Source organism: Streptomyces sp. NPDC021093, from assembly GCF_044333135.1.
Lineage (GTDB): Bacteria > Actinomycetota > Actinomycetes > Streptomycetales > Streptomycetaceae > Streptomyces.
The window spans coordinates 45,387-67,873 of record NZ_JBIRQJ010000015.1 but is presented as its reverse complement, the minus strand read 5'-3'; the positions used below and the strand labels follow the sequence as shown (position 1 = coordinate 67,873).

The 22,487-nt window shown below is 72.4% G+C and carries 15 protein-coding genes; 8 read left to right on the top strand and 7 right to left on the bottom strand.

Translation table 11 applies throughout. From position 1 onward, the window contains the following. Positions 1–169: 169 nt before the first annotated feature. Together ACH4SP_RS36875 and ACH4SP_RS36870 are read left to right on the top strand one after the other, a co-directional pair. On the top strand, positions 170–1,768 hold the full coding sequence (locus ACH4SP_RS36875; RefSeq protein ID WP_398421815.1) for an FAD-dependent monooxygenase: 1,599 nt from the start codon (positions 170–172) through the stop codon (positions 1,766–1,768). A gap of 30 nt (positions 1,769–1,798) precedes the next feature. Beyond that, on the top strand, positions 1,799–2,464 hold the full coding sequence (locus tag ACH4SP_RS36870) for a class I SAM-dependent methyltransferase (protein WP_398421812.1): 666 nt from the start codon (positions 1,799–1,801) through the stop codon (positions 2,462–2,464). 43 nt (positions 2,465–2,507) lie between these two features. Here ACH4SP_RS36870 and ACH4SP_RS36865 read toward each other — a convergent pair whose 3' ends face one another. From ACH4SP_RS36865 to ACH4SP_RS36835, 7 genes are all read right to left on the bottom strand, one after another. After that, positions 2,508–3,371, bottom strand: coding sequence for a G1 family glutamic endopeptidase (locus ACH4SP_RS36865; RefSeq protein WP_398421810.1), 864 nt, complete (start codon positions 3,369–3,371; stop codon positions 2,508–2,510). Between the two features lie 367 nt (positions 3,372–3,738). Then, positions 3,739–5,061: an MFS transporter gene (locus ACH4SP_RS36860; protein WP_398421808.1), complete on the bottom strand. Its 1,323-nt coding sequence runs from the start codon at positions 5,059–5,061 to the stop codon at positions 3,739–3,741. Between the two features lie 104 nt (positions 5,062–5,165). Continuing rightward, positions 5,166–6,473: an ATP-grasp domain-containing protein gene (locus ACH4SP_RS36855; RefSeq protein WP_398421807.1), complete on the bottom strand. Its 1,308-nt coding sequence runs from the start codon at positions 6,471–6,473 to the stop codon at positions 5,166–5,168. Further along, positions 6,470–7,648 (bottom strand): hypothetical protein, encoded by a 1,179-nt coding sequence (locus tag ACH4SP_RS36850; protein WP_398421805.1) that lies wholly within the window; start codon positions 7,646–7,648, stop codon positions 6,470–6,472. The genes ACH4SP_RS36855 and ACH4SP_RS36850 overlap by 4 nt, the downstream gene beginning before the upstream one ends. 152 nt (positions 7,649–7,800) lie before the next feature. After that, positions 7,801–13,593 (bottom strand): amino acid adenylation domain-containing protein, encoded by a 5,793-nt coding sequence (locus ACH4SP_RS36845; protein ID WP_398421803.1) that lies wholly within the window; start codon positions 13,591–13,593, stop codon positions 7,801–7,803. Between the two features lie 164 nt (positions 13,594–13,757). Then, a complete protein-coding gene (locus ACH4SP_RS36840) occupies positions 13,758–13,973 on the bottom strand; it encodes an MbtH family protein (protein WP_398421801.1) in 216 nt (71 codons plus the stop codon). Between the two features lie 78 nt (positions 13,974–14,051). Continuing rightward, positions 14,052–15,092: a methyltransferase gene (locus ACH4SP_RS36835; RefSeq protein ID WP_398421799.1), complete on the bottom strand. Its 1,041-nt coding sequence runs from the start codon at positions 15,090–15,092 to the stop codon at positions 14,052–14,054. A 253-nt stretch (positions 15,093–15,345) separates the two neighbouring features. On the opposite strand from ACH4SP_RS36835, the gene ACH4SP_RS36830 reads away from it, so the two are divergent. The 6 genes from ACH4SP_RS36830 to ACH4SP_RS36805 all read left to right on the top strand — a co-directional run bounded on the left by ACH4SP_RS36830 (position 15,346) and on the right by ACH4SP_RS36805 (position 22,477). Further along, positions 15,346–16,506 carry a glycine amidinotransferase gene (locus tag ACH4SP_RS36830; RefSeq protein ID WP_398421797.1) on the top strand — a complete coding sequence of 387 codons (1,161 nt, stop codon included), beginning with the start codon at positions 15,346–15,348 and terminating at the stop codon, positions 16,504–16,506. Positions 16,507–16,639: 133 nt separating this feature from the next. After that, positions 16,640–17,701 (top strand): 3,5-dihydroxyphenylacetyl-CoA synthase DpgA, encoded by a 1,062-nt coding sequence (gene dpgA / locus ACH4SP_RS36825; protein ID WP_398422130.1) that lies wholly within the window; start codon positions 16,640–16,642, stop codon positions 17,699–17,701. Between the two features lie 17 nt (positions 17,702–17,718). Then, positions 17,719–18,531, top strand: a complete 813-nt coding sequence (dpgB, locus tag ACH4SP_RS36820) for an enoyl-CoA-hydratase DpgB (protein ID WP_398421795.1) — start codon at positions 17,719–17,721, stop codon at positions 18,529–18,531. Continuing rightward, positions 18,528–19,967 (top strand): (3,5-dihydroxyphenyl)acetyl-CoA 1,2-dioxygenase DpgC, encoded by a 1,440-nt coding sequence (gene dpgC / locus ACH4SP_RS36815; RefSeq protein WP_398421793.1) that lies wholly within the window; start codon positions 18,528–18,530, stop codon positions 19,965–19,967. Before dpgB ends, dpgC begins: the two co-directional genes overlap by 4 nt. A 24-nt stretch (positions 19,968–19,991) precedes the next feature. Continuing rightward, on the top strand, positions 19,992–21,281 hold the full coding sequence (locus tag ACH4SP_RS36810) for a PLP-dependent aminotransferase family protein (protein ID WP_398421791.1): 1,290 nt from the start codon (positions 19,992–19,994) through the stop codon (positions 21,279–21,281). Then, positions 21,278–22,477, top strand: coding sequence for a cytochrome P450 (locus ACH4SP_RS36805; protein ID WP_398421789.1), 1,200 nt, complete (start codon positions 21,278–21,280; stop codon positions 22,475–22,477). The genes ACH4SP_RS36810 and ACH4SP_RS36805 overlap by 4 nt, the downstream gene beginning before the upstream one ends. Positions 22,478–22,487 lie beyond the last annotated feature (10 nt).

Genomic DNA, 22,487 nt, shown 5'->3' with positions numbered 1-22,487 from the left:
TGGGCGAGGGTCGGGAGCCGCCTGTGCGACGTCGACACCCGGCCGCGGTGGGGGCTGTCGGACCGGTGTGGGCGGCCTGTCGGTGGATTGTCGACGGGAGTTGACACCTTTCACATGGACCCGCCGGGCACCCGCCCGGACGTGCGTCCGCCTTGGAGGGGTGATCTTCGTGTACGACGTAGTGATCGTGGGCGCCGGCCCGGTGGGCCTGTTCCTCGCGTGCGAGCTCGGCCTCGCGGACTGTTCCGTACTGGTGCTTGAGCAGGAGCCGCAGCCGCGCACCCCGTGGCGGGTCATGCCGCTCGGGCTGCGCGGTCTGTCGGCCACGTCGGTCGGGACGTTCCACCGCCGGGGGATGCTGCAGGAGCTGCTGGAGGCGTCGGGCATCGACAACTACCCCGGCGCGGGCCCCGGCGCGGGCCCCGATGCGGGCCCCGATGCGGGCCCCGACGCGGACGAGCCGGCGCCTCCCGCCCGGGTGGGGCACTTCGCAGGACTGGTGCTCGACCCGGCGAACGTCGACGTCGCAGCCCTGCCGTTCCGGCTTTCAGGCCCGGCGCCGGAACCCATGCTGACCAGCCTCGAAGCGGTCGAGAGCGTGCTCTTTGAGCGGGCGGTCAAGCTCGGCGTGGAGATCAGGCGCGGCGTCACGGTCTCGGCCGTCACGCAGTACGACGAGAACGTGGTCGCCCACGCGGGCGACGACGAGTACGCGGGACGCTGGCTCGTCGGCTGCGACGGCGGACGCAGTACGGTGCGCAGGCTCACGGGCTTCGAATTCGTCGGTACGGAACCGCAGTTCACCGGCTACACCATGCTCGCCGACATCGCCGACCCCGAGAAGCTGCGCCCCGGGATCAATCCGACCCCCATGGGCATCTACCTCCAAATGGCGGGGTACCTCAGCGTGATGGAGTTCGACGGCGGTGCCTTCGACCGCTCGCAGCCGCCGAGCCACGCACACCTCCAGGCGGTTCTGCGGCGGGTGTCCGGCACCGACGTGACGCTGAACGAGGTCCACCTCGCCTCCAGCTACACCGACCGGGCGAAGCTGACGACGACCTACCGGCAGGGCCGCGTCCTGCTCGCGGGCGACGCCGCCCACATCCACTCTCCGCTGGGAGGGCAGGGCCTCAACGTCGGTATCGGCGACGCCCTGAACCTGGGCTGGAAGCTCGCGGCGACCGTGCACGCCGACGCCAATGCTCGCGCCAATCCCCGCGCCCACGCCCCGGACGGACTGCTCGACACCTACACCCGCGAGCGCCATCCGGTCGGCGAGTGGGTGGTGGAATGGACGCGCGCCCAGGTGGCGACCCTGCAACCGGGCCCGCACGGCCGGGCGGTTCAGGCAGTGGTCCGCGACCTGCTCGGGACCAGGGACGGAACGACGTACATGTTCGAGAAGCTGTCCGGCGCCTCGGTCCGCTACGACCTCGGCAGCGGCGACCCCGGCAGCGAGCATCCGCTGGTCGGCCGCAACGCCCCCGAACTCCGCCTGGAGGACGGCACCCGCCTCGGCGACCTGATGCAGGAAGGGCGGGGCGTGGTCCTCGACTTCACCCCCGATCGCCGTCTGCGGGAGGCGGCGAAGGGCTGGGACGAGCGGGTACGGTACGTCGCCGGGCCGGCCCGCAACGACCTCGGCCTCGACGCCGTACTGGTCCGGCCCGACGGAGTCGTCGCCTGGGCGGGCGCACGCGGCTTCGATGACCGGGCACCGTTCGAGCGGGCCGCCGCCCACTGGTTCGGCACCCCGACAGCCTGAGCAGCCCGAGCAGCCTCCTAGGGTGGGCCGATGCGCACACACCACATCGACCGCCCGGCCGATCTCGACACGGTCCGCGAGTCCTACGACCGGGTGGCCGACAACTACGCCCACATGGTGGTGACGACGGGAATGGGCGACATCCGTCGTCACCCCTGGCTCAAGGCGTCGATCGACGCCTTCGCCGACACCGTGAGCGGGCTCGGGCCCGTTCTCGACGTCGGCTGCGGGCCCGGAACCGTGACCGGCTACCTCGCCGAACGCGGACTCGACGTGTCCGGAGTCGACCTCTCACCCGGCATGATCGAGAACGCGCGGCGGCTTCATCCGCAGTGCCGCTTCAGCGTCGCCTCCGCCACCGAACTCGACCTCGAAGAGGCGTCGCTCGGCGGCGTGCTCGGGTGGTGGTCGCTGTTCAACCTCCCCCGCGAGGTCCTTCCGCAGGTCCTCGCCATGTTCGCGCGCGCACTGAAGCCGGGCGGCCACCTGATCACCGCGACCCACGTCGGCGACGAGGACCTGGTGCGTACGGAGGCCTACGGCGGGCCCGTGAGCTGGACCACGCACAAGTGGCGGCCGGAACAGCTCGTGGCCCTGATCGAGCAGGCCGGACTGCACCCGGTCGCCGAACTCCGGCTCCCCGCGGACGAGCAGACCGGGCCGGGCGTGGTCGTCATGGCCAAGCGCCCCGCCTGAGGACCGGACGCCGCGGGGCCGGACGCATCGCGTCTCCCCAGGACTAGGACTTCCGGACCGCGGTGACCAGAGTGGTCGGGCCCGGCGTGCTGGTGTCGACACAGACGCCGCCCGTCCGCCGGGACGTGACCTTCAGCGTGTCCCGGTACGAGAGCAGCGGCCTGCCGTCGACCTCGACCGCGTCGTACCGGGCGGTCGAGGTCACGGCGGCGGGAGTGTGCAGCTCGGTGATGACCTGGACCTGGGTGCTGGTGGGCGGTCCGGCGAGCGAGACCTTCCGGGACCACTTCCGGGTCCTGTTGGTCAGCTTCAGCAGGTAGTCCTGCGAGCCTGCTTCACGGCTGATCGCGGCAGACATCAGATCGCCGGGCCGGAGCGTGTCGGTGAAGTTGTAGGGGGCGGCGGGGTACTGCTCCCACCACGCCAAGTAGTGGGCCGTGCCGTCCTGGCAGAGTGCGCTGGTGCCGATCTGGTTCAGCGGGTCCTGCCAGCTCCTGCCGGTGCCGCTGCCGATCCAGTTGTCGGTCTGGGCCTCTTCGCCGGACTCGGCGCAGTCGACCGCGGGGACGCGCCACCGGGCGCCGACACTGGTGTGGTCGCCGGGCAGGGTGGCCCCGGCCCAGTTGCCGACCGGATGGAGGCAGGGGTCCTTGGCCGCGGAGGCGGAACCGGCGGCGAGCAGCCCGCAGACGGACAGGGCACCGACGGCGAGGGTCCTTCGTCTCGTACGCATGCCGACATGATCGACGCGGTACGCACCCGGGCCGCCGGGCCGCGCCTGCCGGTCACCCGCCCGCAGCAGCACGCCCGACGGAACGCCCCGCGGGGTACGTGCCCAACTGGTCACCACCAGCGCCGGGTTGATGCGGTCCCCACCGGCCGCCCGTACCGCACGTGAACACCCCACGCGCGCGGCGCGTCCACCGCGCGGCGCGTCCACCGCGCGGCGCGTCCACCGCGCGGCGCGGGCCGCTCAGTACCGGCAGATCCCGGACCCGGCCGGCGAGGCGGTCGCACTCAGCACCAGCACGCCCGGCTGCCCTGCCTGCCTGCCCGCCCGCCCTGCCTGCCCGCCCGGTCCGTCCCGCCCGTCCGGTCTGCCCCGCCCACCCGGCGAAATCGCGCAGCAGCGAGCTCTTCCTGATGCCGGGGCCGCCGGTGACGAGCGCCGCGCAGCCCTCGCCGTGCCGGGAGGCCGCGAAGAGCTCCTCCAGCAGACCGAGCGGTGCACCCCGTCCTGCCGATCGCACCGGCGCCCCCTCCCTCTCGCTCGCTCAGCCCTGCGGATCGTTCGGCCTGCCGACCGACTCCGGCACCTCTGCCTCCGTCTTCGCTTGAGCCGCCGTCTCCGCGGCCTCTTCCTGCCGGTCCGCCGCCGCCTTCGCGAGGGCCGCGTCGATCCTGCGGTTCGTCGTGACGGTCGCGCTCAGGAGCGTCGTGACGATGAGGAAGCCCGCACCGATCAGGTACGGGGCGCGCAGACCCAGCGTCGTCGCCAGGTAGCCGCCGAGCAGCGCGCCCAGCGGTACGGAGCCCATCGACATCAGCCGGGCGCAGGACGCGACCCGGCCCATCATGTGGTCGGGGACGACGGCCTGCCGGATCGAGGACGCCAGCACGATCATGGTGCCCACCGACGCGCCGCACAGGACCATCGCGGCGCCCGCCGTCCACGCGTTGTTGGAGAGCCCCAGCGCGACCTGCGAGCAGGTGGCGAGCGCCGGTGCCAGGGTCAGGGCCACTCCCCGGCCGAGCCGGTCGCCGAGCCAGCGGGCCACCGCGCTGCCCGCGAGGCCGCCCGCCGCCTCGGCGGTGAGCAGCATGCCGTACGTGGCAGGACCCAGGTGCAGTTCGTCCTTGACGAACAGGACGAACACGGCCTCGCCCGCCGCGAACGCCAGGTTGCCGAACGCGGGCCGCAGCGAGAGCCCGAGCAGCAGCGGATCGCGGAAGAGGTACGCCGCGCCCTCGCGCGCCTCCGCGAGGACCGAGCGCCTGCGCGGCACCGGCCTCGGCGGGGTCTTCGGCAGCGACCTGATCACCAGGGCGCTGAAGAGGAACGACACCGCGTCGGCGACCAGCGGCACGGTCCGGCCGACGGAGAACAGCGCGGCGCCCAGCGGCGGCCCTGCGAAGCCGTTCGCCGCGGTCTGCGTGGCGAACAGACGGGCATTGCCGCGCTGCAGCAACTCCGGTTCCCGGTCGAGGAGTTCGGGCAGATAGGCGGTCGTGGCGGTGTCGAACATGATCTGCCCGAGGCACAGCAGGAAGGCGAGCACGATCAGCAGCGGGATGCCGATCAGCCCGGTCGCCGCGCCGACGGCGGCGACGACCAGCAGCACCGAGCGGGCCAGGTCCGCGATCCACATGGTGCGGCGCCGGTCCCAGCGGTCGACCAGCGCACCGCCGATCAGGCCGAAGAGCAGCCAGGGCAGCCGCGCGGCCGCCGCGACCAGCGACAGGACGACCGGATCGTGGGTCATGCTCGCGGCGATCAGCGGAAGCGCGGCCAGATAGGCGCCGTCGCCGAGCGCCGACACCGCCGATGCGGCCCACAGCCGCCGGAAGGTCTTCGGCAGTACGGCCTTGTCAGTCACGGTGTTTCTCCTCGTTCGCGCGGGCATGTGCGCGGGCATTCACGGGCGTTCGCGCGGGTGCGCGCGTGGGTGGCTCGCCGGGTACGTGGCGAAGGTCCGCCGCACTACACGGCCTGCCCCTCGCCGGCCCTCACCTGGAGCTGGAAGCCGAGCCGGGACACGGCCTCGCGGGCCGCGCCCACCGCCGCGTCCTCGGTGGGGCCGCACGCACGGGCGTAGCCGACGCGGGACCAGGACGAGTCCAGGCCGCCGACCGTGCTGCCCGGATCCACCAGCAGGTCCACCTCGGTGACCCCGGGCACGGCCCGCGCCTCGTCGAGGCCGCTCGTGCCGGTGAGCACCCCCGCGGCGGGCAGCGCCGCGAACCAGATCGCGTGGCAGACCGGCTCGCGCGGCTCCGCCAGGACGGCCCGGATGCCCGGCAGCACGGCCTCGCCGACGGTCTGGCGCACCGTGCACTCGGCGAGGTCGACACCGGTCGAGTCCCGCGTCAGGTACGGGATCCGGTCGCCGCCCATCCGCAGGTGCGTCTCGATGCACCGGGGCCCTTCCGCACCGAGGACGATCTCCGTGTGGGTGGGCCCGTACCGTACGTCCAGCGCGTCCAGCACCCGTTCCGCGTACGCGCGTATCTCCTTCTCCCGGGCGTCGGTGAGCTCCGCGGGCGAGACGTGACCGAGCTCGACGAAGGTCGCCGGGTCGGAGAACTTGCGGGTGACCGCGAGGACCTGGTGCTCCCCCTCCTCGGAGAACGCCTCCACGCTGTACTGCGGGCCCTCGTGGAACTGCTCGACGACGGCCTCGCCGCCCGCGCGGGCGAGTGCGGCGGCCAGTTCCCCGGCCCGGTCCACCCGCGCGACGCCCCTGCTGCCCGCGCCTTCGACCGGCTTGACGATGCACGGGAACCCGAACTCGGCGGCGAATTCCTCCAGTTGGGCCAGGTCGGCGACGCGGGCCGACGCGGTGGAGTCGACGCCCCTCTCGCGCAGCCGGGCCCGCATGGCGTCCTTGTCGCAGACCAGGTCGACGGTCCGCGGCGGGTGGGTGGCCAGTCCGAGCGCCTCGCCGATGACGGCGCAGCGGCGCTGGTCGAACTCCAGGAATCCGGCGATCCGGGTGAACGGATGCCGGGCGTGGGCGGCGGCCGCCAGCGCGATCCACTCCTCGTCGGGGGCGTCGGAGGGCAGCGCCAGGACGGCGGAGTGCTCGGTGATCTCGCGCACCCGGGCCACCGACTCCAGGCGGCAGATGACGGTGGTCCGGTTGCCCGGCCGGGCCCGGCGGACCCGGGTGGGCAGGTCGCGGCCCGGTCCTACGATCAGGACGTGCTCGCCGGTGCCCTGCTCGTCCGTGACCTGCGGGTCGGCGCTCTGCTCGCCGGTGACCTGCTCGCTCGTGGCCTGCCCGCTCATGCCGCCTCCTCCACGACGTCCTCGGTCTCGAACTCGTACGCGTCGTGGATCCGCCGGACCGTCCCGTCGATCTCGGCCGGGTCGGACACGGCGAAGTACACGAGTCCGCTGCCGGTGGCGGAGCCCAGCCGGGCCGGGACGACGTCGCCGATCCGCCGTTTCATGTCGGCCTTGAGCACCCCGGGTACGGCCTCCAGCTCCTCCGCCGTACTGAGCCTGACGATGCGTCCGGGCGTCATGGGCAGCCGCAGGTGGGCGACGGTGTCGGTGCGTCCGCCCCGCCGTTCGACGGTGGGCTCCAGCCCCAGGGAGGTGTCCAGGAAGCCCCGCCACAGGTCGACGCCGGTCTGCAGCCGGACGGCGTCGACGACGCCCATGCCGCCGAGGCGGCAGGCGATCTCCCCGGCGAGGATGCCGTCGGGCGTCCGGAAGAACTCCATGTGGGTGACGCCCGCTTCGAGGCCGAGGGCGCGCACGGTACGGGCGTGCAGTGCGCGCATGAGGTCGTGGTCCGGGGCCTCGTCGGTGACGAGATGGGAGCCGAAGACCTCCTTGCGGCCGAGCACCGGCACGAAGTACCGGGACAGGGAGGCGAAGGCGACCTCGCCGCCGTGCACGATCCCGTCGCAGTGGTACTCGTCCAGCACCTCGACGAACTGCTCGACGATCAGGGGGACTTCGCGCGCCTTGAGGGAGTCGGCTGCGGGGGAGTCGCAGAACTCGTCGAAGGCCGCCCGGCCGGAGAACGCCCGGATGTCCAGGGAGCCGCCGCCCAGGACGGGCTTGACGATGACCGGCCAGCCCAGCTCCTCGGCGGCCTCGGGCACGTTGCGCAGTGCGGCGGCGAACCGGAACCCGGCGACGGGGACGCCGCCGGCCGCCATGCGCTGCTTCATCACGTACTTGTGGGAGAAGGCGTTGGCCGTCTCGTAGCCGATGCCGGGCAGACCGAAGTACGAGCGCAGCTGCCCGGCCACCGACATGCCCAGCTCGAAGGGCGACAGCACGAGGTCGATCCGGCGCTCCGCGAAGGCGCGCAGCGCCTCGCGGCACACGCTCGCCGGATCGAGGACGTCGTCGACCAGCCGGACGTCCACCTCGGGCCCGTACCGCTCGGTGTGGCCCGGCTCGGTGATCACGGTGAGGTGGCCGATCTCCGGTGCCGATCGCAGCACCGCGGGCAGCCTGCCCGACTTCACGTGCAGGATCAGGGCGTTGGGGCGGGGGGCGGAAGGGACAGGGACAGGGACAGGGACAGGGGCGGGTGCGGGGGCAGAGGCAGGAGCAGGAGCAGGGGTGTACGTGGCCGGGCTGTTCATGGCATCCCTCATTCCGATTGCCTGGACCGCCGGCCCAGGTGCTTGGCGACGACCGGGCCGACGACGGCCAGTGCGGTGGGCCCGGTCATGGCCCCGTGGGCGCAGTCGATCTCGTGCACCTCGACGCCGCCGGTGACATGGGGCGTCCACAGGTCGGGCGTGAACCGTTCGGGGCGGCCCGCGGCGGCGCCGAAGAACACCATCGAGCCGTCCAGGACCCCCGTGACGGTGCCCTCGCGGAGCCTGGAGACACCGGTGAACACCCGTGGCAGCGCCGCCAGTCCGGCCGGTCCGAGCGCCACGGCCAGCGGGCTGCCGGGTGCGCTCGGGTCGTGCCCGACGGACTCCGCGATCTCGGCCCACACCTTCGGGTCGTCGTGCGCGAGGGGCTCCCGGCGCCAGTCGTCCCGGGTGGGGTACCCGTCGAGGACCCCGAGGAAGTCGACCTCCTCGCCGTCCTCCCGCAGCCGCACCGCCAGGGCGTGCGCGGCGGTGCCGCCGAACGACCAGCCGAGCAGCGCGTACGGGCCGTGCGGCTGTACGGCGCGGATCTCGGCCAGGTAGTCGGCGACCAGGGCGTCGAAGTCCTGCGGCGCCGCTTCGGGTTCGGTGAACGCGCGGGCCTGCAGGCCGTACACCGGCTGGTCGCCGTCCAGGTGCGTGAGCAGCCCGCTGTAGCACCAGCCGAGCCCGATGGCGGGGTGCACGCAGAACAGCGGCCGCCGGGTGCCCTGTTCGCGCAGCGGCAGCAGCACGCCGAGCGAGTCCTGCCGCTCGTGCTGCCCGCCCCGGCCCAGCCGTGCGGCGAGCCGGGCCGCGGTCGGCGCCGCGAAGAGCGTACGGACCGGCAGCGCGCCGTCCAGCTCGGCGCGGATGCGGCCGACCAGCCGGGTCGCGAGCAGCGAGTGCCCGCCCAGGGCGAAGAAGTCGTCGTCGACGCCCACCGCGTCGAGCCCCAGGACCTCGGCGAACAGCTCGCACAGCCGCTGCTCGCCCCGGGTGACGGGACCCCGTCCGGCAGCCGGGTCGGCGGTGCGGTCGGGCGCGGGCAGGGCCTTGCGGTCGAGCTTGCCGTTCGGGGTCAGCGGCAGCCGGTCCAGGACCACGACCGCCGAGGGCAGCATCCGCTCGGGGAGCCTGCGTGCCGCGAACTCCCGCAGACCCGCGGCGAGTTGGCCGTCTCCGGCCAGGGCGGGTACGGCGTAGGCGACGAGCCGTACGTCGCCGGGGACGTCCTCCCTGGCCACCACGGCCAGCTGGGCGACCCCGGGGTGCTCGGCCAGCGCGGCCCGCACCTCGCCCGGCTCGATCCGGAAGCCCCTGACCTTCACCTGGTCGTCGGCGCGCCCGGCGAGGACGACCTGTCCTTCCGCGTTCCAGCGGGCCAGGTCGCCGGTGCGGTACATGCGCTGCCCGGACTCGAAGGGGCAGGCCACGAAGGAGGCGGCCGTGAGTCCTGGGCGGCCCACGTAACCGCGGGCGAGCGCGGCCCCGGCGACGTACAGCTCACCGGTCGTGCCGGGCGGCACGGGCCGCAGCCACGGGTCGAGCACGTACAGCCGGGTACGGGCGATCGGTGCGCCCACCGGGATCGCGGCGCCGTCCCGCACCTGCCGGGGCAGCGGGGCGGTGGTCACGCCGATGGTGGTCTCCGTCGGCCCGTAGTGGTTGAACAGCCCCCGCAGCCCCCGGTCGTCCGCCGCGGCGATCAGCTCCCGGGTCCAGGCGGGGTCCGCCGCCTCGCCGCCCAGGACCAGCGACTTCGCGGGCAGCACCCGTGCCGTGCCGCCCCCGGCGGAGAGCGCCGCGAGGTGCGAGGGGACCGCCTTGAGGTAGTCGATGCGATGGTCCTTCAGGTACGCGGCCACGGCGTCCGGGTCGGTGATCGCCCCGGCGTCGAGGATGTGCAGCTCGCCGCCGGTCGCGAGGCTGGCGAACACCATCGTGTTGCCCAGGTCGGTGACCTGCGGCTGCAGCAGCGCGTACCGGCCGCCGGACTCCCCGACGCCGATCCGGCCGGGGACCGCGTCCGTGTAGTTGGCGAGGGAGCCGTGCGTGACGGCGACGCCCTTGGGTCGGCCCGTCGAGCCCGACGTGTAGATGACGTACGCCAGTTGTCCGGGCGCGACGGCCGTGCGCGGTGCGGTCTTTGTGCCCGGCGCGACGGCCGTGCGCGGTGCGGCCCCCGTGCCCGGCGCGACGGCCGTGCCGGGACCGGTGTCCGGTCGCCCGGCGAGCGACACCGCCACCGTCTCGTCGTCCAGGACCAGCCACGGCGTCCCGTCCTCCGGCAGGGCGGCCAGCGAGGCCCGGGTGCCCACCAGCAGCCGCACCCCGCTGTCGGCCAGCTGGAAGGCGGTGCGCCCGGCGGGTTCGGCGGGATCGACGGGCAGGTAGGCGGCGCCGGTCTTCCAGACGGCCAGGATCGCGGTGATCATGTCCGCGCCGCGCGGCAGGCACAGCCCGACCAGGGTCTCCGGGCCGGCCCCCCGATCGGTCAGCTCGTGCGCCAGGCGGTTCGCCCGCGCGTTCAGTGCGGCGTACGAGAGACGGACTCCGTCGGCCACCACGGCCGGTGCCTGCGGGGTACGGGCCGCCTGCTCCTCGAACCGCTCGGTCACGGTGGCGGGCAGCGGGAGCGCGGCCCCGGTGGCGTTCCACCCGGTCAGCACCCGCTCGCGTTCGCCGTCGAGGAACAGGTCGGCCTCGGACAGCGCGCGCTCGGGCGCCCGTACCGCGTCGGCCAGCAGCCGCTCCAGGCGCTCCCCGAGCAGAGCGGCGGTGGCCGGGTCGCACAGGCCGGTGTCGTACTCAAGGCGGCCCGTGATGCCGAGCGGCGTGCCGTCGGCCGCGTACTCCTCGGTGAAGCTGAACAGCAGGTCGAACTTGGCGGTGCCGGTGAACAGCTCCTTCGAATCGGCGGTGACGCCGGGCAGGGAGAAGCGGTAGCCGCCGGGGTTCTCCAGGACCAGCATCACCTGGAACAGCGGGTGACGGCCGGGCGTGCGGGCCGGGTTGAGGGCCTCGACGACCCGCTCGAACGGCACGTCCTGGTGCTCGTACGCGGCCAGGTCCGTCTCCCGCACCCGCTCAAGGAGCTCGGTGAAGGCCGGGTCGCCCGAGGTGTCGGTGCGCAGCACCAGGGTGTTGACGAAGAAGCCGACCAGGTCGTCGAGGGCGGCGTCGGTGCGCCCGGCGATGGTGGAGCCGACGGGGATGTCGGTGCCCGCGCCCAGCCGGGTCAGCAGCCCGGCCACGGCCGCCTGCAGCACCATGAAGACGGTGGTGCGGGTGGTGCGGGTGAGTTTCACGATGGCGTCGTGGAGCGCGGCGCCGATCCGGACCGGGACGACGCCGCCCTCGTGCCCCGACACCGTCGGCCTGGGCCGGTCGAGGGGGAGCTCCAGCTCCTCGGGCACGCCCTCCAACGCGGTGCGCCAGTAGGCGAGTTGACGGGAGGAAAGGCTCTCCGGGTCGTCCTCGGCGCCGAGGAGTTCGCGCTGCCACAGGGCGTAGTCGGCGTACTGGACGGGCAGCGGCGACCGGTCGGGGGCCGCGCCGTCGAGGCGCGCGGTGTAGGCCTCGCGCAGGTCGCGGGTGAGCGGCTCCATCGACCAGCCGTCGCTGCCGATGTGATTCATCGTCAGCAGCAGTGTGTGCGCGTCGTCGCCCTCCGCGAACAGGCGTGCCCGCAGCGGCAGTTCGGTGGTCGGGTCGAAGGGCTCGCGGCCCGCCGCGCGCAGGGTCGCCGCGAGGTCGGCCACCTGCTCGACCGGCAGCGCGGGGTGGGCCCGCTCGGGGGAGAGGACCACCTGGCAGGGCTCGCCGTCGACCTCGGGGAACACGGTCCGCAGCCCCTCGTGCCGGGCCAGCACATCGCCCAGGGCCGCCTCCAGCGCCCCGGTGTCGAGCGGGCCGCGCAGCCGGATCGCGATCGGCAGGCTGTACGTCGCCGACCGGCCCTCCAACTGGCCGAGGAACCACAGCCGGTACTGGGCGGCGGACAGCGGGACCCGGTCGGGCCGCGGCAGGGCGCGCAGCGCGGGCCGGGCCGCGGGCGCCCGCCCGACGGCCTCGGCGAGTGCGGCGACGGTGGGGTGGGCGAAGACGGCGGCCACCCCGAGGTCGATGTCGAAGGCCGCACGGATGCGGCTGATCAGCCGGGTCGCGTGCAGCGAGTGCCCGCCGAGTGCGAAGAAGTCGTCGTCGATGCCGGTGCCGGGGGCGTCCAGGACGTCCGCGACCAGGCCGCACAGCAGCCGCTCCCGCTCGTCGCGCGGGCCCCTGCCGTCCTGCCGCTCGGTGGGCGGCGCGGGCAGCGCACGGTGGTCGACCTTGTGGTTGGGGGTCAGCGGCAGCTCGTCGATGACGACGACGGCCGAGGGCACCATGTAGGCGGGCAGCCGCTCCGACAGGTGGGCGCGCACCGCGCCGAGGTCGACCGCGACGCCCTCGTCCGGGACGACGTAGCCGACCAGACGCTTGTCACCCGGCCGGTCCTCGCGGACGGCGACGGCGGCCTGGCGCAGGCCGGGGAAGGCGGCCAGGGTGGCCTCGACCTCGCCGGGCTCGATGCGGAAGCCGCGGATCTTGACCTGGTTGTCCACCCGTCCGGCGAACTCGATCAGCCCGTCCGCGTTCCAGCGGGCCAGGTCGCCGGTGCGGTACATCCGGGTGCCTGGCGGCCCGAAGGGGTCCGCGACGAAGCGCTCGGCGGACAGCGCGGGACGGTTGAAGTAGCCCCGGGCCAGGCCGGGTCCCGCCATGTAGAGCTCGCCGGTCTCCCCGGTCGCCGCCTTGCGGAGCCGGTCGTCGAGCACGTACCCGCCCATCCCGTCGAGCGGCCGGCCGATCGGCACGGGCTCGGGCACCGCGGCGGACTCCCGCCAGGGGGCCTGGGTGGCGAACAGCGTGGTCTCGGTGGGCCCGTACGCGCAGCGGACCGTCAGGCCCGGGCAGGCGTCGAGGGCCCTGCGCACGGCGGTGGGCGAGTTGACGTCCCCGCCGGTGATGATCTCCCGTACGCCCCGGAAGCACTCGGGCCGCTCCTCGGCGATGACGCGGAACAGCCCGGCGGTGATGTCCACGCCGGTGATGCGCTCCTGCCCGAAGAGCCGGGCCAGCCGGTCGACGGTCAGCTCGTCCTCGGCGGCGACGACCACCGTGCCGCCGTGCAGCAGGGGGTACCAGAAGGAGTACGTGGAGGGGTCGAAGGCGTACGAGGCCACCAGGAGCACCCGGTCGTGCGCGCCGGGGACCGTGAACATCGAGTCGGCGACGAGGTCGAGGATGCCCTGGTGGCTGATGGCCACGCCCTTGGGCAGCCCGGTGGAGCCCGAGGTGTACATCACGTACGCCAACTGGTCGGGCGCCGCCGGTACTTCGGGGGCGGTGGCCGGGTGGTGCGCGAACTCCTCGGGCCGGTCGACCAGGACCGTCGCCGGGACCTCCGGCAGCCAGCGGCCTTGCATCGTGGTGTCGGCGAGCAGGACGGGGGCCCGGCTCTCCCCGGCCATCCACTGCATGCGGTCCTGCGGGAAGGCGGTGTGCAGCGGCAGGTAGAAGGAGCCGGACTTGAGGATCGCCAGCAGGCCCACCACCAGCTCGACCGAGCGGTCGGTGAGGACCAGCACCGGGCGCTCGGGCCCCGCGCCCTCGGCGACGAGCCGGTGGGCCAGCCGGTTCGACCGCTCCTCCAGCTCCCGGTAGGTGAGGCTGCGTCCCGCACACCGCACGGCTTCCGCATCCGGGGTGCGCATCGCCTGCGCCCGGAAGGACTCGTGCACCGAACCCGCGATCATCGTCGTCCGCTCCTGGAGTCGTGTGTCTGCTGGAACTGGTCGTCCGCCGGGGGCGGTCGGGGGGTCCGGGCGGGTGGCCCCGGCCCGGACGCCCCGACCCGGCCGCCGGAGGCGGTGGTCGCCCGCCGAGCTGCGGCCCGGCGGACCCGGCGGCCGGACGTCCGTCAGGCCGCCGGGTCCAGCAGGGCGGCCAGACTCCTCGGCCGCAGGTCCTGCCAGTTCTCCTCGACGTACGCGACGCAGGCCGGCCGGTCGGACGCACCGAGCACGACGGCCCAACCCTCCGGAACAGCTGCAAATTCGGGCCACAGGGAATGCTGGCCCTCATCGTTGACGAGGACGAGGAAAGTTCCGTCCGGATCTTCGAAAGGGTTGGGCATTGATCTTCTCCCTCGGTGATCGGTGCGGATTTCCCGGCGCCCGGTTCTACCTGGTCCCGGGTTTGCTTGACCGTGTTTTTACTTGACGCCCAGGGTCAGTCCGTGCTCATACGGAAGGCCGGTGACCGTCCGCGCCTCGCGGAATCCGGCCTTCGTCAGCCAGGCCTCGTAGTCGCGTGCGGGATATGCCATTCCCTGGCCGCTGGCAAGGACGTTGAAGTACAGACCGAGACGGGCGCCGAAGATTCCCTCGGTCTCGTCGTCGGACACGTTGTAGCCGTACAGGAAGATCTTTCCGCCCTCGGGCAGTGCGTCGTACGCCTTCGTCAGGAGACCGAGGATCTGCTCCTCCGAGAAGATCTCCAGAACGTGGCTGAAGAGAATGGAATCGGCGCCGCGCGGAAACACATCGGTGAAGATGTCGCCGGGGTGCAGGGCGAGGCGGCCCGAGGTGTCCGACGCGGTCTTGTCGTCGGCGAGCCGGGACACGCTCGGCATGTCGAAGACCGTGGAGCGCAGCTCGGGCCAGCGGGCGACGAGCCGGGCGGAGGTGGTGCCGTCGCCGCCGCCGACGTCCAGCAGCCGCCGTACGGACGCGAACTCCTCGCGCTCGACCAGGCCGTCCACCGAGCGGAGCGTGAAGGCGCTCATCGCCTTGTGGAAGACCGCCTCCAGCTCGGGGTTGCGCGAAAGCCGCTGGTAGAGCGTGGGTTCGTCGCCCGGGTAGTCGGCGAGGGCGGTGTTCGTACCGGCCCGCAGAGCGGTCGTCATCTGCGCGAAGGCCGGGTAGTACACCTCCTTCCAGCCCACCATGATGTGGCCCCAGCTGTCCTCGGCGTCCGTGGCCAGCAGGTCGTCGGCGACGGCGGAGTTGAGGTACCGGCCGTCCTCGCGGCGCAGCAGACCGGTCGAGCAGACGGCCTGCAGCAGGACCCGCAGCTGGTGGGCCGGAATTCCGGCGGCCTCCCGAAGCTGATCGAAATCGGCCCGCGGGCTGCCGGCGAGGTGCTTGAATATTCCCAGTTCGACCGCCGTGGTCACCGCGTTGTAAAGCGCGGGAGCGTTCATGAGGAACTGGAAACGGTCGAATACGGGGTCGCCTTCGTGCGAGGTGCTCATTCTGCATTCCTCTGTTCGGGATCGATGGCCCGGTTCTGGGATGGCCGCAGTGCAACGAGAAAGCACGCTAGAGCTCGTGCCGACACGGTGGCAACCCACGGCAATCCAGAGCCGCTCAAGGGAAGCTCAAGGATCCAGAAAAGCTTGAATTCCGAAGGGGAAGGGTGGAGTTCAGCCACGGTGGCTGCCATCTTGTTCCGAGCCCGATGTCTGTCCGGGCCTCCGGACCAGACCCGAGACGAACGGGGCGCCGATGAAACTGAACAGCTTCGACGAGTGGTCACCTCTCAAAGAGGTGATCGTCGGTTCCGCCGAGAACTATATTTCACATGAACGCGAGCTTTCGTTCGATCTCTTCTTTCACGACAACATCGCGAACGACAACGCGTCACGGTCCGAGTGGTACTACCCCCGGCTCAACTCCCGCGCCACCAGCGCCGCGCACACCAACGGCCGCCGGGTCCCCATCAAGGACCGGTACGTCGCCGAACTGTGCGAGGACCTCGAAGGGATCGCCGACGCACTGCGCGGCCTGGGCGCGAACGTCCTGCGCCCGCTCGACGTGCACCCGACGACCTCCGAGATCCGTACGCCCGCCTGGCCCGCCTCGGTCGTCCCGCCGCTCAACGTCCGGGACAACACCCTGATCGTCGGCGACGAGATCATCGAGACCTCGCCGATGGTCCGCTCCCGCTACTTCGAGACCCAGCTCCTCAAGCCGGTCTTCCAGCGGTACTTCCAGGCCGGCGCACGCTGGACCGTGATGCCCCGGCCGATGATGACCGACGCGTCCTTCGACCTCTCCTACGTGCGCGAAGGCACCGCCGGCGGACCGACCGAGCCCATCGTGGACCCGCAGGCCTCCCCGTACGACGTGGGCATCGAGATGATGTTCGACGGCGCACAGTGCCTGCGGCTCGGCCGGGACATCGTGGTCAACCTCTCCACCGCGCACCACGCGCTGGCCGTCGACTGGCTGGAGCGCCACCTCGAAGGCCGCTTCCGGATCCACCGCGTCCACAAGCTCAGCGACAGCCACATCGACTCGATGGTGCTCGCCCTGCGCCCCGGCACGCTGCTGGTGCGCTCCGAGAAGGTGGCCGAGAAGCTGCCCGAGGCGCTGCGCGGCTGGGATCTGATCGTGCCGCCCGAGCCGGAGAGCGACAACTTCCCCCGCTACGACGACGACGACCTCATCCTGACCAGCCCCTTCATCGACCTCAACGTGTTCTCCGTGGACCCGCGGACGGTGCTGGTCAACGAGGCGTGCCCGGAGCTGATGCGGAAGCTGGAACAGCACGGCTTCACGGTCGTGCCGGTCCGCCACCGGCACCGGCGGCTGTTCGGCGGAGGGTTCCACTGCTTCACGCTCGACACCGTCCGCGAAGGCGGACCCGAGGACTACCTCGGCTGACCGGCCCTGCGCGTCCCCGCTTGCCGCCTCCCTTCGGAAGGTTCGGAAGGTACACGTGAAACTCCTGGAAAGCGCACCGCGGATCACCGGTGTCGGCACAGCGGTCCCGGCATCCTCGTACACCCAGCAGGAGATGCTGGACGTCTTCGGCATCACCGACCCGCGCGTGCGGTCGGTGTTCCTCAACAGCGCGATCGAGCGCCGCAACCTCACCCTCCCGCCGCTCGCGGACGACGGCACCCGGGCCGACGAGACCCAGGGCGACCTGCTGCGCAAGCACGTGACCACCGGTATCGAGATGGGCCGCGAAGCGGTCGAGGCCTGCCTCAAGGACGCCGGCGCGACCCTCGCGGACGTCCGCTACCTGTGCTGCGTCACCACGACGGGACTGCTCACCCCCGGGTTCTCCGCACTGCTCATCAAAGAGCTCGGCATCGACCGGCACTGCTCCCGGCTCGACGTCGTCGGCATGGGCTGCAACGCGGGCCTCAACGGACTCACCGCGGTGGCCGGCTGGGCCCACGACCACCCCGGCGAACTCGCCGTGATGGTCTGCATCGAGGCCTGCTCGGCGGCGTACGTCTTCGACGGGACGATGCGCTCCTCCGTCGTCAACAGCCTCTTCGGGGACGGCTCGGGAGCCGTCGCGGTCCTCTCCCAGGGGCAGCAGGGGCAGCAGGGGCAGCTCGGGCAGCTCGGGCAGCACGGGGAGGCGGACAAGGCGGTCACCGAGCATGGCGAGAACATCGACCCAGGACCCGGACTGCTGCGCTTCTCCAGCTGCATCATCCCCGAGGCCGTCGGCGCCATGCGCTACGACTGGGACGACGACCAGGGCAAGTTCAGCTTCTACCTCGACCCCGAAGTCCCCTACGTGGTGGGGGCGCACGCCGAGATCGCCCTCGACCGGCTCCTCGACGGCACCGGACTGCAGCGCTCCGACATCTCCCACTGGGTGGTGCACTCCGGCGGCAAGAAGGTCATCGACTCCGTCCGCGCGAACCTCGGGCTGACCCGCCACGACGTGCGGCACACCACAGGAGTGCTGAAGGACCACGGAAACATGTCCAGCGGCTCCTTCCTGTTCTCGTACGAACGGCTGCGCAACGACGCATGCACCGAGCCGGGCGACCACGGGGTCCTCATGACCATGGGGCCCGGCTCGACCATCGAAATGGCCTTGGTGGGCTGGTGACGAAAGGAAGCGCGCACATGATGAACGCGACAACCGACACGACCCTGCTGCCCGACGACCTCGGGCTGCGGCTGACCGTCGACGGCACCCGGCCGCTGGCCGAGCTCACCGCCGCGGTGAACGCCCTGTGCGAGCAGGCGGAGAGCCGCACCGAGAAGAGCGTCGTGGTACTCGAACTGGCCGCCGTCTCCCCGGAGTCGCGGGCCTGGCCCACCGCCGTCGGCATCAGCGACGTCAACCGCTGGGAACGCGCCGTACGACGCCTGGAGAAGCTGCCGTCCGCCACCCTCGCCGTGGCGAGCGGCACCTGCGGCGGCCCGGCCCTCGACCTGCTGCTCGTCGCCGACTTCAGGATCGCCTCGCCCGGCCTCGTCCTGATGTTCCCGGTCAACGACGGCCGCTTCTGGCCCGGCATGGCCGTCTTCCGCCTCGTCCAGCACATCGGCGTGGCACGCGCGCGCCGGTTCGTCCTGTGGGGCATCGACCTGCCGCTCGACGAGGCCACCGAACTCGGCCTGATCGACCAGGTCAGCGAGGACCTGGAACAGGCGGTGCACACCGCGACCGTCCTCATGGGACGGGCCTCCGACCGCGAGCTGGCGCTGCGCCGCCAACTCCTCCTGGAAGCCGCGTCGGTGGAGTACGACGACGCCCTCGGGGTCCATCTGGCCGCCTGCGACCGGGAGTTGCGCCTGCTCGGCGCTGGCGAGCGGGCCGTCGACGCGCGGACGACGGGCGAGCGGGCCGCCGCCGGTCAGGCGGCGGGCGGGCCCGCCGCCGGTACCCCCGCCGCCGCCCCGGCGAAACCAGTGGGGAGCCCGGCCGCATGACCACCGCGCTCCTCGACCGGGCCGCACCGGACACCGGCGACCTGGCCCGCGACGCCCGCACCCTGGCCGAGCGCACCGCCCGCGCCGAGGAAGAACTCGCCGCGCTGCCGCCCAGGCCCGACCGCAGCGCCGCCCAGCAGCAGCACGCCGAGCAGATCCACGCCTCGGCCCGCTCCGCACGGCGCGCCTTCCTCGCCGTGCACACCGACGCCGTGTACGACCTGCTCACGGAGGGCCGCACCCGCCACGTACGGCTGCCCGAACTGGTCGAAGCGGCCGCCGAACGCTTCCCCGGCCTGGTCCCCACCGCAGCCCTCATGGACGCCGAACTCGCGCTCGTACAGGCCCACAAGGAAGGGCGCGAGATCGACCAGGGCATCTTCTGCGGCGCCGTGCTGCGCTCCCCGCGGGCGGGCCTCCACCTCATCGAGGCGATGCTGCGGCCCACGGCCCGCGCCCTGGAACTGCTCGACGCGTTCCGCTCCACGGGACGCATCGAGCTGGACTCGGTCCTGCTCGAACGCCGAGGCCACGCCGCCCACCTCACCTTCCTCAACACCCACTGTCTCAACGCCGAGGACAACCGGCTCGTCGCCAACCTGGAGACTGCCGTCGACCTGGCGCTCCTCGACGACCGGGTACGGGTGGGAGTGCTGCGCGGCGGCGAGGTCCAGCACCCCCGCTACGCCGGACGCCGCGTCTTCAGCGCCGGCATCAACCTCAAGGACCTGCGCAACGGGGCGATCTCCCTCACCCGCTTCCTGCTCGGCCGCGAACTCGGCTGCCTCCACAAGATGGCCCGCGGCCTCCTCCTCGACCCGGCCCCCGGCGCGTGGACCGACCGGGCCGTCCAGAAGCCGTGGATCGGCGCCGTCGACACGTTCGCCATCGGCGGCGGCATGCAGCTGCTGCTCGTCCTCGACCGGGTGATCGCCGAGCAGGGCTCGTACTTCAGCCTGCCCGCCGCCGAGGAGGGCATCGTCCCCGGCCTCGGCAACCTCCGGCTCACCCGGCAGACCGGCGGCCGGCTCGCCCGCCGGGTGATCCTGGGCGGCCACCGGATCCTGGCGAGCGACCCGGAGGCCCACCTGATCTGCGACGAGGTCGTCCCGGCCGCGGACATGGACGCCGCCGTCGAACGCGCCGTACAGGAACTCTCTGCCCCCGCGGTGGCCCCCAACCGGGCCATGCTCATGCTCGCCGAGGAGCCGGTCGACCTGTACCGCGGCTACCTGGCGGAGTTCGCCGTGGCCCAGTCGGAGCGCGCCTACAGCGCCGACGTACTCGCCAAGGTCGAACGCCGCTGGCAGCACTCCCAGGCGCAGAAGACCCAGCCGCAGAAGACCCAACCGCAGAAGACCCAGCCGCAGAACTCCGCATCGCAGAACTCCGCGTCGCAGAACCCCCGTTCACCGCGATCCCCGTCGCGGGACTGAGGGGAAAAGGGAAGGGAACCGGCCATGGTGCACCTGAACGCCCTCGCCCTGCACGGGTCGCTCCGGGACCCGGTGCTCGGCTCCCTCGGCTTCCTCAACGAGGTGATGGGCCGCTACCCGGAGGCGATCTCCTTCGCCCCCGGCGCCCCCCACCCCGACTTCCTCACCGACCTGGACCCGCACCGGTACACCGAGCGGTTCCTGGAGCACCTGGTGCACGAGGAGGGCCACACCCCCGCCAGGGCCCGCAGACTGCTCTTCGAGTACGGGCCGAGCCGGGGCCTCATCAACAAGATCGTGGCCGACGCGCTCCGGCGCGACCAGGGCATCGACGTCCCGCCCTCCTCGATCGTCGTCACCGTCGGCGCCCAGGAGGCCATGCTGCTGGTGCTGCGCGCACTGTTCCGCACCCGGGACGACGTGCTCGCGGTCGCCAACCCGTGCTTCGTCGGGATCACCGGCGCGGCACGGCTGCTCGACATCGACATCGTCCCCGTCGACGAGAACGACGACGGCATCGACGTCGACGCGCTCGCCGCGGCCTGCGCGACGGCCAGGCGCGAAGGCCGCCGGGTACGCGCCTGCTACGTCGCACCGGACTTCTCCAACCCCGGCGGCAACCGCATGTCGCCGCAACTCCGCACCCGGCTCCTCGACCTCGCCGAGCGCGAGGACCTGCTGCTCATCGAGGACAACGTGTACGGCTTCACCGCACTGTCCGGCGACGCCCTGCCCGTGCTCAAGGCACTCGACCCCGGCCGGCGCGTGATCCACATCGGTACGTTCGCCAAGGTCTGCTTCCCCGGCGCCCGCGTCGGCTACGTCGTCGCCGACCAGCCGGTCGACGACCCCGGGGGCGCCCGGCTCCTCGCCGACGAACTCACCGCGCTCAAGACGATGGTGACGGTCAACACGTCCCCGCTCAGCCAGGCCGTCATCGCCGGGATGCTGCTGGAGAACGGCGGTTCCCTGCACGCCCTGACCCACCGCAAGGCCGAGCTGTACCGGCGCAACCTCGGCTGCCTCATGGACGCGCTCGACCGGCACCTGGACGGGGTGGCGCCCGGTATCCACTGGAACCGGCCGCAGGGCGGATTCTTCGTCCGGATGCACCTGCCGGTCCCGGCGGACACCGCCCTGCTGGAGACCTCCGCGTCGAAGTACGGGGTCCTGTGGACCCCGATGGCGCAGTTCTACCTCGACGGAGCCGGCGACCGCCAACTGCGCCTCGCGTGCAGCTATCTCGATCCGGAACAGATCGAGACCGGAGTGCGGCGGCTGGCCACATTTCTCACGAAGGAGATCAGGTCATGAACCCGCAGGGCATCCTGCCGCACCCCGTCGTCCGCGCCACCCCCTTCGACCCGCCCGTCGAACTCGGCCAGTACCGCGAGAGCGAGCCGATCCGCCGCATGAGCTACCCGGACGGCCACACGGGCTGGCTGGTGACCAGCCACAGCCTGGCCCGCAGCATGCTCTCCGACCCGCGCTTCAGCGCCCGTTCGGAGTTCAAGCGGCCGCCGGTCTCCCGGCCGGGCGCCGACCCCTTCTACGGCGCCCCCGCACTGCCGGGCTGGCTCGTCGACATGGACGCGCCCCAGCACACCCGGCTGCGCCAGAAGCTGGCGGGCAAGTTCACCGCCCGCCGCATGAAGGAGATGCGGCCCCAGATCGACGCGATCATCGAGGGGCTGCTCGACGACATGGCGGAGACCGGCCCGCCGGTGGACCTGGTCGAGGCGTTCGCCCTGCCGGTGCCGTCGCTGATGATCTGCGAGCTGCTCGGCGTGCCCTACAGCGAGCGCGCCGAGTTCCAGCGCAACAGCGAGACCCTGTTCAGCCTCAACGCGACCGCCGACGAGGCGTCGGCGGCCATGGACCGGCTGTACGGGTTCCTGCGCGAGCTCGCCAAGGGCGCCGGCGGTGGCCTCAACGACGGCCTGCTGAACATGCTCCGCGAGGACGGCACGCTGGACGCCGAGGAGATAGCCGGGGTCGGAGTGCTGCTGCTGACCGCGGGGCACGAGTCGACGTCGAGCTCCCTCGCGCTGAGCACCTTCACCCTGCTCTCCCACCCCGACCAGCTGGCCCTGCTGACGGCCGACCCGTCACTGGTGGACAACGCCGTCGAGGAACTGCTGCGCTATCTGACGGTCTTTCACTTCGGAGTGCCGCGCACGCCGTTGGAGGACGTGGAGTTCGGCGGGCAGCTGCTGAGGGCGGGCGAGTCGGTGACCGTGTCGCTGCCCGCGGCCAACCGCGACCCCGACTGGTTCGCGGACGGCCCCGACCGGCTCGACATCACCCGCAAGACCTCCGGCCACATGGCGTTCGGCTACGGCATCCACCAGTGCCTCGGCCAGAACCTGGTCCGGATGGAGATGCGCGCCGCCCTGCCCGCCCTGTTCCGGCGCTTCCCGCGGCTTTCGCTGGCCGTACCGAGCGAGGAGGTGCCGCTGTCCACGGACATGAGCGTCTACGGAGTGCACCGCCTGCCGGTCACCTGGTGACCTCGCAGAC